The 15260-nt window shown below is 67.0% G+C and carries 15 protein-coding genes; 14 read left to right on the top strand and 1 reads right to left on the bottom strand.

Annotation, left to right across the window (positions count from 1 at the left end; translation table 11 throughout):
* Nucleotide 1 precedes the first annotated feature (1 nt).
* The 5 genes from ARGLB_RS20030 to ARGLB_RS20010 are packed head-to-tail and all read left to right on the top strand — an operon-like array spanning nucleotide 2 to nucleotide 4211.
* The gene (locus ARGLB_RS20030; protein ID WP_003805905.1) at nucleotides 2-1177 is read left to right on the top strand and encodes an acyl-CoA dehydrogenase family protein; all 1176 of its coding nucleotides are present in this window, start codon (nucleotides 2-4) and stop codon (nucleotides 1175-1177) included.
* Between the two features lie 54 nt (nucleotides 1178-1231).
* On the top strand, nucleotides 1232-2074 hold the full coding sequence (locus ARGLB_RS20025; RefSeq protein WP_003805904.1) for a CoA transferase subunit A: 843 nt from the start codon (nucleotides 1232-1234) through the stop codon (nucleotides 2072-2074).
* Nucleotides 2075-2076: 2 nt separating this feature from the next.
* Complete coding sequence (locus tag ARGLB_RS20020; protein WP_003805903.1) at nucleotides 2077-2817, top strand: CoA transferase subunit B; 741 nt, start codon at nucleotides 2077-2079, stop codon at nucleotides 2815-2817.
* The gene (locus ARGLB_RS20015) at nucleotides 2814-3365 is read left to right on the top strand and encodes a MaoC family dehydratase (protein ID WP_003805902.1); all 552 of its coding nucleotides are present in this window, start codon (nucleotides 2814-2816) and stop codon (nucleotides 3363-3365) included. Before ARGLB_RS20020 ends, ARGLB_RS20015 begins: the two co-directional genes overlap by 4 nt.
* Before the next feature lie 15 nt (nucleotides 3366-3380).
* A complete protein-coding gene (locus ARGLB_RS20010) occupies nucleotides 3381-4211 on the top strand; it encodes an HpcH/HpaI aldolase/citrate lyase family protein (RefSeq protein ID WP_003805901.1) in 831 nt (276 codons plus the stop codon).
* 52 nt (nucleotides 4212-4263) lie between these two features.
* Here ARGLB_RS20010 and ARGLB_RS20005 read toward each other — a convergent pair whose 3' ends face one another.
* Nucleotides 4264-5709: a lipase maturation factor family protein gene (locus ARGLB_RS20005; protein ID WP_043419985.1), complete on the bottom strand. Its 1446-nt coding sequence runs from the start codon at nucleotides 5707-5709 to the stop codon at nucleotides 4264-4266.
* A 258-nt stretch (nucleotides 5710-5967) separates the two neighbouring features.
* Between ARGLB_RS20005 and dxr the strand changes: the two genes are divergently transcribed.
* From dxr to ARGLB_RS19960, 9 genes are all read left to right on the top strand, one after another.
* Complete coding sequence (gene dxr / locus ARGLB_RS20000) at nucleotides 5968-7182, top strand: 1-deoxy-D-xylulose-5-phosphate reductoisomerase (protein WP_003805899.1); 1215 nt, start codon at nucleotides 5968-5970, stop codon at nucleotides 7180-7182.
* Nucleotides 7183-7201: 19 nt separating this feature from the next.
* On the top strand, nucleotides 7202-8533 hold the full coding sequence (locus ARGLB_RS19995) for a M50 family metallopeptidase (protein WP_003805898.1): 1332 nt from the start codon (nucleotides 7202-7204) through the stop codon (nucleotides 8531-8533).
* Between the two features lie 87 nt (nucleotides 8534-8620).
* Nucleotides 8621-9319, top strand: coding sequence for a hypothetical protein (locus ARGLB_RS19990; protein ID WP_003805897.1), 699 nt, complete (start codon nucleotides 8621-8623; stop codon nucleotides 9317-9319).
* Entirely contained in the window at nucleotides 9316-9858 is a 543-nt protein-coding gene (locus ARGLB_RS19985) for a hypothetical protein (RefSeq protein WP_003805894.1), read from the top strand. Before ARGLB_RS19990 ends, ARGLB_RS19985 begins: the two co-directional genes overlap by 4 nt.
* A gap of 25 nt (nucleotides 9859-9883) precedes the next feature.
* A complete protein-coding gene (locus ARGLB_RS19980; RefSeq protein ID WP_003805893.1) occupies nucleotides 9884-10177 on the top strand; it encodes a YciI family protein in 294 nt (97 codons plus the stop codon).
* Between the two features lie 39 nt (nucleotides 10178-10216).
* Nucleotides 10217-11383 (top strand): flavodoxin-dependent (E)-4-hydroxy-3-methylbut-2-enyl-diphosphate synthase, encoded by a 1167-nt coding sequence (ispG, locus tag ARGLB_RS19975; protein ID WP_003805892.1) that lies wholly within the window; start codon nucleotides 10217-10219, stop codon nucleotides 11381-11383.
* Entirely contained in the window at nucleotides 11346-12233 is an 888-nt protein-coding gene (locus tag ARGLB_RS19970; protein WP_083839712.1) for a GNAT family N-acetyltransferase, read from the top strand. Before ispG ends, ARGLB_RS19970 begins: the two co-directional genes overlap by 38 nt.
* 291 nt (nucleotides 12234-12524) lie before the next feature.
* Nucleotides 12525-14336 carry a proline--tRNA ligase gene (locus tag ARGLB_RS19965; RefSeq protein ID WP_003805890.1) on the top strand — a complete coding sequence of 604 codons (1812 nt, stop codon included), beginning with the start codon at nucleotides 12525-12527 and terminating at the stop codon, nucleotides 14334-14336.
* Between the two features lie 15 nt (nucleotides 14337-14351).
* Nucleotides 14352-15146, top strand: coding sequence for a sulfite exporter TauE/SafE family protein (locus tag ARGLB_RS19960; protein WP_003805889.1), 795 nt, complete (start codon nucleotides 14352-14354; stop codon nucleotides 15144-15146).
* Nucleotides 15147-15260: the final 114 nt, after the last annotated feature.

The raw sequence follows: 15260 nt of genomic DNA, 5'->3' as shown, positions 1-15260 counted from the left end.
CATGGCCGATTTTGACCTCAGCGAGGAATACCAGGACCTCAGCAAGACTGTCCGCGAATTCGCCGACGAGGTGGTGGCCCCCGTCTCCACCAAGCACGACGAGGAACACAGCTTCCCCTACGAAGTGGTGTCGCAAATGGCGGATATGGGGCTGTTCGGCCTGCCGTTCCCGGAGGAGTACGGCGGCATGGGCGGCGACTACTTCGCGCTGGCCCTCGCACTGGAACAGCTGGGGCGGGTGGATCAGTCCGTCGCCATCACGCTGGAGGCAGGGGTGTCCCTTGGCGCCATGCCCGTATACCGTTTCGGCACCGAGGCCCAGAAACAGGAATGGCTTCCGCTGCTCGCCTCCGGAAAGGCGCTCGCCGGCTTCGGTCTGACCGAGCCGGAGGCCGGCTCGGACGCAGGTGGCACGAAGACCACGGCCCGGCTCGAAGGCGGCGAAGACGCAAAACACTGGGTCATCAACGGCAACAAGGAGTTCATCACCAACTCGGGAACCGACATCAGCAAACTGGTGACCGTCACCGCCGTCACAGGCCAGCATGAGCGCAAGGACGGCAGCATCAAGAAAGAAATCTCCACCATCCTGGTGCCCACCGACACGCCCGGCTTCAAAGCGGAAAAGGCCTACAACAAGGTGGGCTGGAACGCCTCGGACACGCACCCCCTGACGCTGCGTGACGTCAAGGTCCCCGAGGCGAACCTGCTGGGGGAGCGCGGCCGCGGCTACGCCAACTTCCTGTCCATCCTGGACGAGGGCAGGATCGCCATCGCCGCCCTGGCCACCGGCGCGGCGCAGGGCTGCGTGGACCTGTCCGTGAAATACGCCAAGGACCGCAGGGCCTTCGGGACCAACATCGGCAAGCACCAGGCGATCTCCTTCAAGATCGCCCGCATGCAGGCACGCGCCCACACGGCCCGTCTTGCGTACTACGATGCGGCCGCCCGGATGCTCGCCGGCAAGCCGTTCAAGACCCAGGCGGCCATAGCTAAGATGGTCGCAGGCGAGGCGGCCATGGACAATGCGCGGGATGCCACCCAGGTATTCGGCGGCTATGGCTTCATCAACGAGTTCACCGTGGCGCGGCACTACCGGGACTCCAAGATTCTGGAGGTCGGCGAGGGCACCACGGAGGTCCAGCTGATGCTGATCGCCCGGGAACTCGGGCTGTAGCAGGCCCGGTGGCCGTGTCTGTCGAAGTCTGTGGAGACGCCGAAAGGATCAACGATGATTGACAAGGTTGTTGCCAGCGCTGACGAAGCGGTCGCCGACATTCCCGACGGCGCGTCGCTCGCCGTCGGGGGTTTTGGACTGTGCGGGATCCCGGTGGCGCTCATCGATGCCCTTCACCGCCATGGCACCAAGGACCTGGAGACCGTCAGCAACAACTGCGGCGTGGACGACTGGGGCCTGGGAATCCTCCTCAGGGACGGCAGGATCCGCCGGACTGTCAGCTCTTACGTGGGGGAGAACAAGGAATTCGCCCGGCAGTACCTCGCCGGCGAACTGGAGGTGGTCCTGACCCCGCAGGGCACCCTGGCCGAGAAGCTGCGCGCCGGCGGCGCCGGCATACCCGCCTTCTACACCAAGGCGGGGGTGGGGACCCAGGTGTCCGACGGCGGCCTGCCCCAGAAATACGACGCCAACGGAGGCATCGCCATCGCGTCACCGCCCAAGGAGGTGCGGAGCTTCGACGGCGTCGACTACGTGCTGGAGGAGTCGCTGACCCCCGACTACGGCCTGGTCCATGCCTGGAAGGGCGACCGCCACGGGAACCTTGTCTTCCACGCCACCGCCATGAACTTCAACCCCCTTTGCGCCATGGCGGGGCGGATCACCATCGCGGAGGTGGAAGAACTCGTGGAGCCGGGCGAGCTGGATCCCGAACACGTCCACCTGCCCGGTATCTTCGTGCAGCGGGTGGTCGTGGTGCCCGAGTCCGAGAAACGGATCGAGAAGCGGACCGTCGCACTGTCAGCCGCGTCGGCGGGCCAGCCGGGCACTGCCGGCACCGCAGGAACCACAGCCGCGGCGGGAACCACCGGCACCACCGAACAGGCAGGAGCGTAGCCATGGATCTCAACAGCGCACAGGGGGAGCCGCCCCGCCCCGAGGCCGTCCGTCACGAGTACCGCCGGGCCGCATCCTCCCACCCCGAGGGGAAGGGCTGGACCCGCAATGAGCTCGCCGCCCGGGTGGCCCAGGAGCTCAGCAACGGCCAGTACGTCAACCTCGGCATCGGCATGCCCACCCTGATCCCCAACTACATCCCGGCCGGCGTCGAGGTGGTCCTGCACTCCGAGAACGGCATCCTCGGCGTCGGGCCCTACCCAGGCGAGGACGAGGTGGATCCGGACCTGATCAACGCCGGCAAGGAGACCGTCACCGTCAACAAGGGCGCGGCGTTCTTCGACTCCGCGCAGTCTTTCGGCATGATCCGCGGCGGCCATGTGGACGTGGCCGTGCTCGGCGCCATGGAGGTGGCCGCCAACGGCGACCTCGCCAACTGGATGATCCCCGGAAAGATGGTCAAGGGGATGGGCGGCGCCATGGACCTGGTGTTCGGCGCCAAAAAAGTAATTGTCATGATGGAGCACGTGGACCGCAGCGGGAAACCGAAGATCGTGGACCGCTGCTCGCTGCCGCTGACGGGCAAGGCCTGTGTGGACCGGATCATCACCGACCTCGCCGTCCTCGACGTGACCCCTGACGGCCTGGTCCTGCGCGAACTCGCCCCCAATGTCTCGGCGGAGGATGTTGCCGCGGCCACCGGCGCGGAACTGTACGAGGAAGACCAGGAACTCACCGTATGACGCAGAACCCTGAGCAGAGTGCAACCGGGGTTTCGAGAGGCTCAGCCACCGGTGGCGCCCGCGTCGTCGAGCAGCGGGGACTCTACTTTGAGGAACTCGAGGAAGGCGTCGTTTACGCCCACCGTCCAGGCCGGACCGTCACGGAAACGGACAATGTCCTGTTCACCACCATGACCATGAACACGCAGGGGCTGCACCTGGACGCGGCATGGAGCGCCGGCCAGCCCTTTGGCCAGCGGCTGGTCAACTCCATGTTCACGCTGGCGACGGTGGTGGGTCAGTCCGTCGGCCAGCTGACCCAAGGCACCATCGTCGCGCAGCTGGGGCTGACCGACGTCTTTTTCCCTCACCCGCTCTATCACGGTGACACGCTCTATACGGAGACCGTTATCACCGGCAAACGGCTGTCCGGGTCACGGCCGGGGCAGGGCGTCGTCACCATGCAGCACACCGGCCGCAACCAGGACGGAACCGTGGTGGCACTGGCCACGCGCAGCTGCCTGATGTGGACGCGCGAGGCGCATATAGAGGCGCAGCGGGGCAAATAATCGGACAATGGCTGTATGACTTTTGTGATGGGCCCCGCCCTGCTGTTCTGCCCTGCCGACCGCCCCGAACGCTTCCAAAAGGCCGCCGAGCGTGCCGACGCCGTCATCCTTGACCTTGAGGATGCCGTGGCGGCACCGGACAAACAGCGGGCACGGGGCGCCATCCTGGCCCAGCTCGGCAGCTCCGGCGAGGGGCCGGAGCTAGACCCCAGCCGGACCATCATCAGAATCAACCCGGCCGGCACCGAGGACTTCGAGAAGGACCTGCACTGCCTGGCCCATACGCCCTACCGCACCGTCATGCTCGCCAAGGCGGAGAGTGCGAACCAGCTCCGGGCCCTGCCGGACTTCCACGTGGTTGCCCTGTGCGAAACGGCCGCGGGCGTGGTCCACGCGCCCGCCATCGCCGCCGAACCCAACGTGGTGGCCATGATGTGGGGGGCGGAGGACCTGCTTGCCTCCCTCGGCGGCACCTCCAGCAGGAACGACGACGGCGGCTACCGCGCTGTTGCCCTGCATGCCCGCTCCTCCGTGCTCCTGGCAGCGGGTGCGGCCGGCAAGCAGGCCATCGACGCCGTCTACGTGAACATCCCCGACCTTGACGGGCTCGCAGTCGAGGCGCGGGACGCCGCCGCGTCCGGGTTCGGCTCCAAGGCCTGCATCCACCCCAGCCAGGTGGCCGCCGTCCGGGCCGCCTACGCGCCGTCCAACGCGGACGTGGCCGCTGCCACGCAGCTGCTGGAGGCAGCCAAGGAAGCCGGAACCGGCGTGTTCCAATACCAGGGCCGGATGATCGACGGTCCCATCCTTCGGCACGCAGAGTCGGTGCTCCGCAGGGCCCGGTAGGTTCCGCAGAGCCCGGCAGCCCGCCGTCGGCCCCGCTAAATTCCGGACGCCATCATTTCCCTGCCCGCAGGGAAATGGGCGGGATCGCCTCGTAGAGAGGCGTCCGGATCCAGCGCTGGCCGGTCTCCCGGAACTCCGCCCGGGTGGCGAAACGGTACAGATAGGTGCGGGCGCGCACCCAACGGGGGCGTTCGCCGTCGAACGGGTCATGGCGCAGCAGCCGCAGCATGGCTGAGTCCGCCTCGAGCAGCTTACCGAGGAAGGCGTAGAACCATTCCTCGTGGACCGTGCGCAGGGGCAGGAACCACATGAGCCAGTCCAGCCGCAGGTGATAGGGAGCCCACTGGCGGGGGAGCCGGTGCACCTCGCCGGGTTTTCCCTTGAATCCGTACTCGCGCCAGTCGGCCGCCTCGTCCGGCTCCTCGTCCAGGGTGCCCTCCACCGCCACCTCGATGCGCTGCTTCGTTACGGTGCCGAACGCGCCGTAGGTGTTCACCAGCTGCCAGCGGTTGAAGCTGGCGTTCATCAGCTGGTACTGGGAGAACAGGTTGAGGATGGGCCAGTAGCTAAGGACCACCAGGAGCAGGGATGCGGCCAGCGTGATGATGAGCCACCACAGCGGCGTCTGCCCGGTGGTGTGCCAGTCCAACGGAATGACCGGCAGCACCGCGTGCGCCACGGGATCGCTGACGCCGGCGAAGGCCAGCACGATCGCTATCCAGTTCAGCCACGCAAAGTTGCCGCTGGCGACCAGCCACAGCTGGGTAAAGATGATGATGCCCGCCGCGATGCTGCCCAGCGGCTGGGGTGCGAAAAGGAAGAACGGCACCACCAGCTGGGCGAAGTGGTTGCCCACCACCTCCAGCCGGTGGAAGGGCTTCGGCAACAGATGCGCCTGCCGGCTTAGGGGGCCCGGCATGGGCTGGGTCTCGTGGTGGTAGTACAGGGCGGTCAGGTCGCGCCACTCCCGGCCGCCGCGGATCTTGATCATGCCGGCCCCGAATTCCAGCCGGAACACCAGCCAGGCCACGAGGATCAGGACGGTCCGGGGCGGATCGGTCTGGTCGGATCCCAGGAAGGCCACGGTGAAGCCCGCCTCCAGGAGCAGCATTTCCCAGCCGAACCCGTAGAACGTCTGCCCAACATTGACCACCGACATGTACAGCAGCCACAGCGCCAGGAACGCGACCAGCGGCAGCCAGGGCGGACCCAGTTGGGGAAGGCCGAGGACCAGGACTCCGGAGATGACCAGACCCGCAGCGCAGACAGCCCGGAACAGCCGGTCCGAATAGCGCCAGCGGAACAGCGTGGGACGGCGCATCCGGCTGAAGGACTTCAGGTAATCCGGAACCGGCAGGAGTCCGCGCTCGCCGAGAAGGGCGGGGAACTGGTTGAGGGAGGAGAGGAACGCAACCAGGTAGAGTGCGGCAACACCGCGCTGCAGCACCTGCCGGGCGAATTCATAGTCCGGCGCATCGAACCATGCGGCCCAGTCCACGGGCACCACGTTACCCCGGCGCGGAAGCGCGTCAAGGTGCGCGCAAAAGCGCCCTTAGACGGTATTCTCATGCTCCCGCCGCGGGTGGTGTGCGCCCGGACGCCGTTCATCCAATTGCCAAAAGTGGCCGCTCAACGAATCCCTCAAGCGGCCGTTTGTGGCAACAGGATGAACACCCCAGCTCAGCGGGCCGCGGCAGCCCGCCCGCGCCGATCCCCGCAAGTCCGTCGGCCACCGGCGGTGCGGGATACTTAAGCCATGCAGACTTCCGGCTCCAGCCGTCCAGCCAGCCAGCCGCGCACCATCGTCATCCTCGGATCCACCGGTTCCATCGGCACCCAGGCGATTGACGTCGTCGACGGCGCCCCCCATCTTTTTGAGGTTGTGGCGCTGAGCGCCGGCGGCGGCAACCTCGAACTCCTCGCCCGGCAGGCCGTGCACACCCGGGCCGCGGCCGTCGGCATCGCCGAAGGCGATCCCGGGCGACTCCGGGACCTGATCAACGACGCCGCCCGCGAGGCAGGGCTCGGGCAGTACCGACCCGAGATCATCGCCGGCCCCGACGCCTCAACCACGATCGCCGCCGTGAAGGCGGACGTGGTGCTCAACGGCATCACGGGCTCGATCGGGCTGGCGCCTACGCTCGCCGCGCTGGAATCCGGCGCCACCCTGGCGCTCGCCAACAAGGAATCCCTGATCGTTGGCGGTTCGCTGGTCAAATCCGCCGCCGCGGACGGACAGATCGTGCCGGTTGACTCCGAGCACTCCGCCATCGCCCAGTGCCTGCGCTCGGGTACCGCAGCGGAGGTGGACAAGCTCATTCTGACGGCCTCGGGAGGGCCCTTCCGCGGCCGTACCCGGGAAGAGCTCTTCGCCGTGACGCCGGAGGAGGCGCTGGCCCACCCCACCTGGGACATGGGCCTGATGGTCACCACCAACTCAGCCAGCCTCGTGAACAAGGGCCTTGAAGTCATTGAGGCGCACCTGCTGTTCGACATCCCGCTGGACCGGATCGACGTGGTGGTCCACCCGCAGTCCGTGATCCACTCGATGGTGCAGTTCGTGGACGGTTCCACCATCGCCCAGGCGTCGCCGCCGGACATGCGCCTGCCGATTGCGCTTGGACTTGGCTGGCCGGACCGGGTGCCCGGCGCCGCAACCCCCTGCGACTGGACCCGCGCCGCCAGCTGGACGTTCGAGCCGCTGGACTCCGCCGCGTTCCCCGCCGTCCGGCTGGCCAAGGACGCGGCGAGGCAGGGAAGCACCTACCCCGCGGTGTTTAACGCCGCCAATGAAGAAGCCGTGATGGCTTTCCACGCCGGACATATCCGGTTCACGAGCATCGTGGACACCATCGAAGCCGTCCTCAGCGAACACTCGGGTTCCTCCGGGCTAACGGTCGGATCCGTACTCGATGCTGAGAAATGGGCACGTGCGCGCACCCACGAACGTTTAGCAGTGAGCAGTCTCTAGGAAGCAGCAGATCTGAAGCATGAGTCCCGTCATCCTTTTTATTCTTGGTGTCGTCTTTGTGGCGGTCGGCATCGCGGTATCGATTGCGCTGCATGAGGTGGGCCACCTGGTGCCCGCCAAGCTGTTCAAGGTGCGCGTCACCAAGTACATGATCGGCTTCGGCCCCACCCTCTGGTCGACCAAAAAGGGTGAGACCGAGTACGGCTTCAAGGCGTTGCCCCTTGGCGGCTATGTGTCGATGATCGGCATGTACCCGCCCAACAAGGACGACGGCTCGGTGCGCCCGTCCAGTACCGGCATGTTCCAGACGCTGGCCAGCGAGGCCCGCTCCATGGCCCACGAAGATGTGGGTCCCGGCGACGAGAACCGCGTGTTCTACCGGCTCCCGGTCTGGAAGAAGATCATCGTCATGCTCGGCGGGCCGGCAATGAACCTGCTGATCGGCCTCGTCCTCACAGCGGTGCTGCTCATGGGCTTCGGCATCTCCGAGCCCACCACCACCATCGCCGACGTCTCCAAGTGCCAGGTGAAGGCGGGGGAGACCGTCGACCCGGACTCCGCCGACTGCAAGCCGACACCGGCAGCTGCAGCCCAACTCAAGCCCAACGACGTCATCACCTCCTTCGACGGAAAGCCCGTCACCAGCTGGGACCAGCTCACGGGCTGGATCCGCGCTTCCGCCGGCAAGGAAGTGTCCATCACCGTGGAGCGCAACGGCTCACCGGTGACCAGCACCGTCACCCCCGTCCTGTCCGCACGCCCTGTGGTCGGAGCCGACGGACGCCAGGCAAAGGACGACGCCGGAAAGCTCCTGTACCAGGACGTCGGCTTCCTGGGCATCGGTGCGCAGACCGCCCTGGTTCCCCAGCCGGCGTCGTCCGTCCTGCCCATGGCAGGGGAGAACATCAAGCAGGTGGCCGGAGTGGTGCTTAATCTGCCGGCCAGGGTTGCCGGCGTCGCCAAGGCGGCGTTCAGCGAAGAACCCCGCGACCCCAACGGCCCCATCAGTGTGGTGGGCGTTGGCCGCGTGGCCGGCGAGGTGGCCGCCATGGAGGAAGTGCCTGTCCAGGCCCGGCTTGCCGCCTTGGTGGGACTCCTCGCCGGACTGAACTTTGCCCTGGCCGTTTTCAACCTGATCCCGCTGCTCCCGCTCGACGGCGGCCACGTCGCCGGTGCACTCTACGAGGCGGTGCGGCGGCGGGTGGCTAAGCTGCTCGGCAAACCTGACCCGGGCGCCTTCGACATCGCGAAGCTGCTGCCTGTGACTTACGTTGTGGCCGCGCTGCTCATGGGAATGGGCGCGCTGCTGATCTATGCCGACATCGTGAAGCCGGTGAATCTCTTCGGCTGATCTTTGAATCTCACCCCCGATCGGCTGATTCCGAGAAATCAGCCCTAAATGATTGATTCGGAGATATAAGCCGGATACGGTTTAGCCATGTACGTTCTGACCATCGACCAGCGCGGCAGCACCAATGACGCGGACCGCGTGCCCGAGCTCCTTGGAGCACTCGGCGGCCATTCTGGTGTCCGCTTTGAACGCTCCGTCGGCGACGAAGTGCAGGGGGTTCTGCAGGACCCTGACCTCGTGGTCGAAGTGGCGCTGCATGCGCTGCGAAGCGGGCACTGGTACGTGGGAATAGGCATCGGCCCGGGGGAGTTGGCGCCGGACGCCAGCCCCCGCGAAGGGTCCGGGCCTGCCTTTGTTGCCGCGCGCCGGGCGGTGGAGCGGGCCAAGTCAGCGGCGAGCCATGTCCCCGCGGCCGTGGTGGCGGGGACACGCGAGCACGAGGCCGTCGTGGCGTGCGCCAACGCGGAAGCGGTGCTGCGCCTGGTCGGAAGGCTGGTGCAGGACCGGACCGAGGCCCAGTGGCGCGTGGTGGATGCCCTCCGCGCGAAAAGCGGAGCCACGCGGGAGCAGGGCCCCGGACGCCACGGGCTCCAGAAACAGGTTGCCCGTGACTTGGGAATCAGCGAACAGTCGGTGAGCCGGACCGTCCTCCGGTCGGGCTGGCAGGAAGAATGGGCCGCAAGGCCGGCAGTGGAAATGCTGCTGGCGACCGCCCACCGCCTCGTCCTGAAGAACCTCGCCCCCGGGGCCCAGGGCGGCGGCGACAACAACCGAGGAGAACCGTGAACGCTGTCTGGATCGCAGCCGCCCTGCTGGCGGCCGGATTCGTGGGCTGGCCTGTCACGGCCCTGGTTTTCCGGCTGGCCCGTACCATCGACGACAAAGCCGATGCCGCCGCCGCTGGCGCCGGCCGGGACAGCGCCGACGATCCTTCGGCGGATGTGACGGTGGACAACCCTGCAACGGCGGACAGCCCGGCCCCGGGGGACCGGGCCGCAGGGGACGGAGCCAATACAGTCAACGGCGACATTACGGTGGGCGCCGGCACGGCTGCCGCGCCGGCATCTGGCGGCGACGCCCCGGCCACACGGATTCTCCGGGGCGGGGCCATCATCGGCGTGCTCGAGCGGCTGGCCGTCTGCCTTGCCATCCTGGCCGGGCAGCCCGTGGCCATCGCCTACGTGGTGGCCATCAAGGGCCTGGGCCGGTTTGCGGAACTCAAGGAAACGCCCGTGGCGGCGGAGCGGTTCATCATCGGCACCCTGGCCTCCATGCTGTGGGCAGCGGGAGTCGCAGCCTTCACGAAGGTCGTGCTCCTCGGCTAGCCCGGCCGCGGGATAGGGTATCTCTATGACTGTTTTTGCTGTTGAGTACGTATACGACGCCGAGTCCTCCGAAACGCGCGCGGCCACCCGCCCCGCCCACCGTGAATGGACTGCAGGACTCGCGCAGGACGGCACGCTTCTTGCCAGCGGACCCTACGGCGACGGTGCGGGCGCCCTGCTCATTTTCAAGGCGGCCGACGAAGCTGCACTCAACGAGGTCCTGCGGCAGGATCCCTTCGCTGCTGCGGGCGTCATTTCCGGCACCCGAACCACCGAATGGGCACCCGTGACCGGCCTCCTGGCTGAGCACGCAGCCTAGCCGCCCCGCATCACCGATTTTCGAATTCAAGGAGTCCACGTGACCTCGGTCAGCCTGGGAATGCCATCCGCACCGCCGCCCGTCCTTGCCCCCCGCCGCAAGACGCGCCAGATCAAAGTGGGCTCTGTCGGCGTCGGTTCCGATTTCCCCATCAGCGTGCAGTCGATGACCACCACGCCCACCACGGACATCAACGCCACACTGCAGCAGATCGCCGAGCTGACCGCCTCCGGCTGCGACATCGTCCGAGTGGCGTGCCCGTCGGCCGATGACGCTGAAGCGCTGCCGATCATCGCCCGGAAGTCGCAGATCCCGGTCATCGCTGACATCCACTTCCAGCCGAAATACGTCTTCGCGGCCATCGAGGCCGGCTGCGCGGCAGTGCGCGTCAACCCGGGCAACATCCGCAAGTTCGACGACCAGGTCAAGGAGATCGCCAAGGCGGCCAAGGACCACGGCACGTCCATCCGCATTGGCGTGAACGCCGGATCGCTGGAACCGGGCATCCTGAAGAAGTACGGCAAGGCCACCCCGGAGGCCCTGGTCGAATCGGCAGTCTGGGAAGCCTCGCTGTTCGAGGAGCACGGCTTCCACGACTTCAAGATCTCCGTCAAGCACAATGACCCGGTGGTCATGGTGGCTGCCTACGAAATGCTCGCCGAGAAGGGCGACTGGCCCTTGCACCTCGGCGTAACCGAGGCCGGTCCCGCCTTCCAGGGAACCATCAAGTCGGCCACGGCCTTCGGCGCCCTCCTCTCGCGCGGCATCGGGGACACCATCCGCGTGTCCCTCTCCGCCCCTCCCGTCGAGGAGATCAAGGTGGGCAACCAGATCCTGCAGTCGCTGAACCTGCGGCCCCGCAAGCTGGAAATCGTCTCGTGCCCCTCGTGCGGGCGCGCCCAGGTGGACGTCTACACCCTCGCCGAGCAGGTCACCGCCGGGCTCGAGGGAATGGAGATCCCGCTGCGCGTCGCCGTCATGGGCTGCGTCGTCAACGGTCCGGGCGAAGCACGGGAAGCGGACCTCGGCGTCGCCTCAGGCAACGGCAAGGGCCAGATATTTGTGAAGGGCGAGGTCATCAAGACTGTCCCCGAGAGCCAGATTGTTGAGACACTGATCGAAGAGGCCATGCGTATCGCGGAAGAGATGGGGGAGGCCGATGGCGAAGATGCTGTCAAGGGTAGCCCCGTGGTTAGCGTCTCATAAGGACGGCCCCGCGCCGGACGGTGCCACCGTCCGGGTACTTGGTGTTGCGGACACCCGTCAACTGCGCGAACTGGCAGAGAACGATCCCGTAGCCAACGTGTTCATTTTGGCGCACCTGGAGTCCACGGACTCCGCCGCGCCCACCCCGGGCGGAGCCAACGTCCTGGGCGTATTCGACGACGACGTGCTGGTTGGCGCCTGCTGGGCGGGCGCCAACCTGGTCCCCGTCCAGCTCGACCCCGAGCTGGCCGGACCGGTTGCTGCTGCGGCCCACCGCTCCGGGCGCCGGTACGCGTCGATCTTCGGACCGGCCGCCACGGTCCTTGCCCTCCACCGCCACCTGGAGGAGCTGGGCCACCTGGCGCACGAGGTGCGGGCCGACCAGCCGCTCATGACCATCACCGGGCCTCCCGCCGTCGAGCCGAACTGGCAGCTGGGATTTGGGCAGTACGCAGACTTTGACGCCATTCTCCCGGCCTGCGCGGCGATGTTCGAGGAGGAGGTTGGCTACTCGCCCTACCTCGGCGGCCGCGACTTCTACAGCCGCCGGGTGGCAGGCCTCATCCGCCAGGGCCACTCCCTTGTCCACCTGAAGGACGGCGAAGTCGTGTTCAAAGCTGAACTCGGCGCTGTCACGGCCGAGGTCACCCAGGTGCAGGGGGTATGGATGAATCCCACCCACCGGGGGCTCGGGCTGAGCGCCGGCTACATGGCGGCCGTGGTGCTGCTGGCCCAGAAGATGGCACCCGTCACCAGCCTCTACGTCAATGACTACAACTCCCGGGCGCGGGCAACGTACGAACGCGTTGGCTTCCGCCAGGTGGGGACCTTCGCTACAGTTCTCTTCTAGCCTGCGGCCCAACCTCGGCCCGCCAAAGCGGATTTGGAATCGGTGACGGCTATCACATAGGTTCTTTGTAACCGCGTTTACGGACTCGGGTGGTCTCAGAGAATTAGCGGCATGACCGGCCGCGAAGCCACGCCACCGCAGGGATGACCAGCCGGAAACGGCCAGGGGCTTCTCCTGTGGGGCGTGGCTTTCCTGTTCGGCTACCACAGGACCCGGAATCCTGTACTGCTGCCCAGCCGGTAGATTAGTACCCAGACAATCAGCACTTCCCCCAGAAACGGACACCTACCCGTGGTTCTTCGACTCTCCAAGCTTTTCCTGCGCACACTGCGTGAAGACCCCGCCGACGCCGAGGTGGCCAGCCACCGCCTGCTCGTGCGCGCGGGATACATCCGCCGCGCGGCTCCGGGCATCTACACCTGGCTGCCGCTGGGACTGAGCGTCCTGCGCAAGGTGGAACAGATCATCCGGGAAGAGATGGCCGCCATCGGCGCCCAGGAAGTTCACTTCCCCGCGCTGCTCCCGAAGGAGCCCTACGAGGCGACCAACCGCTGGACCGAGTATGGCGAAGGGCTGTTCCGGCTGAAGGACCGCAAGGGCGGCGACTACCTGCTGGCCCCCACGCATGAGGAGATGTTCACCCTCCTGGTGAAGGACCTGTACTCCTCGTACAAGGACCTGCCGCTGAGCATCTACCAGATCCAGAACAAGTACCGCGACGAGGCGCGTCCCCGCGCCGGACTCCTCCGGGGCCGCGAATTCATCATGAAGGACTCCTACTCGTTCGACGTCGACGACGCCGGGTTGGACGCCAGCTACTCCGCCCACCGGGCGGCTTACCTGAAGATCTTCGAGCGGCTGGGCCTGGAAGTCATTCCCGTGACGGCCACGGCCGGCGCCATGGGCGGCTCCAGGAGCGAGGAATTCCTGCACCCCACCGACGTCGGCGAGGACACCTTTGTGCGCTCGGCCGGCGGCTACGCCGCCAACGTCGAAGCCGTGACCACTGTGGTTCCCGCCGAGATCGACTTCACCAACGCTCCGGCCGCGCAGATCCGGGACACCCCGAACACTCCCACGATCGACACGCTCGTGGCTGCCTCCAACGATCTCGCGCCGCGCAGCGAGGCCGACGGCGGCCCCTGGACTGCCGCTGACACCCTCAAGAACGTTGTCCTCGCCGTCACCCTGCCCACCGGGGAACGCCAGATCGTGGTCCTCGGCGTCCCCGGAGACCGGGGCGTGGACCTCAAGCGCGTCGAGGCCAACATCGGTGCCTACCTCCCGGTGGCCGGCGAGATCGCCGTGGAAGCCGCGGGCGAGGAGGACCTGGCCCGCAACCCGCTCATCGTGCGTGGTTACCTCGGCCCGGGCATGTCGCTGGACGCACCCCTCCTTGGCCTGGAGGGTGCGGCCAAGCTCCTCTACCTGGTGGATCCGCGCGTCGTCAGCGGCACGGCATGGATCACCGGTGCCAACATGGCCGGCAAGCACGTCTACGGGCTCGTCGCGGGACGCGACTTCACGTGGGACGGCGTCATTGAATGCACCGAAGTGCGCGCCGGCGATGAAGCCCCTGACGGGTCCGGACCGCTCGAAACGGCCCGCGGCATCGAGATGGGGCACATCTTCGCGCTGGGTCGCAAGTACGCCGAAGCGCTGGAACTGAAGGTCCTGGACCAGAACGGCAAGCAGGTCGTGGTCACCATGGGTTCCTACGGCGTGGGTGTCACCCGTGCCGTGGCCGCCCTGGCGGAATCCAACCACGACGCCAAGGGCCTCGTCTGGCCCCGCTCCGTGGCTCCGGCTGATGTGCATGTGGTGGCGGTCGGCCGCGGCGAGGAGATCTTCGCTGCCGCGGAGCAGCTCGCCCTCGAGCTGGAAAACGCGGGCCTGGAGGTCATCTACGATGACCGGCCCAAGGTTTCCCCCGGCGTCAAGTTCGGCGACGCCGAGCTTGTTGGCGTACCCACCATCCTTGCCGTCGGCCGCGGACTGGCGGACGGCGTCGTCGAAATCAAGGACCGCCGCAGCGGCGAGGCTGAAAACGTGGCCGTGGACAAGGCAGTTGACTACGTGGTCAACGCCGTCCGCAGCAACTGACCGCCGATCCACTAAGTGGTTTCAGGGTTCGAGTCGATCCAGCTCGCCACTATTGTCCTGATAGTGGTGGCTGGCTTCTCCGCCGGCTGGGTGGACGCCGTCGTGGGCGGCGGCGGCCTGCTGCAGCTGCCGGCGCTGCTGCTCGTGCCGGGGATCACCCCGGTGCAGGCACTGGCCACCAACAAGATGGGCTCTATCTTCGGCACCACCACCAGCGCCGTGACCTACTACGGCCGTGTCCGGCCAGATCTGGGGACGGCCGTACCCATGGCCGCGATCGCGCTGGCGGGCAGCTTCGGCGGGGCGCTGCTGGCCACCCGGCTGCCGGCAGAGGTGTTCAAGCCGATCATCGTGGTGGCGCTGGTCGCCGTCGCGCTGTTCACCGCCCTTAAGCCCGACGCCGGACACCTCACCGAGCTCAGGCACGACGGCCGAACACACTACGTGGTGGCCTGCGCCATCGGGGCCGTGATCGGGTTCTATGACGGCCTGATCGGGCCCGGCACCGGATCATTCCTGGTCATCGCACTGGTTTCGGCGATGGGGTACGCCTTCCTGGAGGCCAGCGCCAAGGCGAAGATCGTCAACATGGCGACGAACGCCGGGGCACTCATATTTTTCCTCCCGCACGGGTCCCTGCTCTGGGGAGTCGGCCTGCTGCTGGGCGCCGCGAACATGGCCGGGGGCTATCTCGGCGCGCGCACCGCCGTAAAGCAGGGGAGCAAGTTCGTGCGTGTGGTGTTCCTCGTGGTGGTTTCCGCCCTGATCGTCAAACTCGCCTTCGACGTATGGCAGGAGAACTTCGCCTGAGCCTGGCTCCCGGGCGGGGCTGCCGTCCGCCACGCCATGCGCTGGCTAGAAGCTAGCCCAGTCGGCGGGTAGGTCCGCAACAGGCATGAGGCAGTTCTAATATGCCCGCCAGAC

Origin of the sequence: Arthrobacter globiformis NBRC 12137 (assembly GCF_000238915.1) — a bacterium.
Classification (GTDB): Bacteria; Actinomycetota; Actinomycetes; order Actinomycetales; family Micrococcaceae; genus Arthrobacter; species Arthrobacter globiformis.
This window is presented reverse-complemented; position numbering and strand designations above follow the sequence as displayed.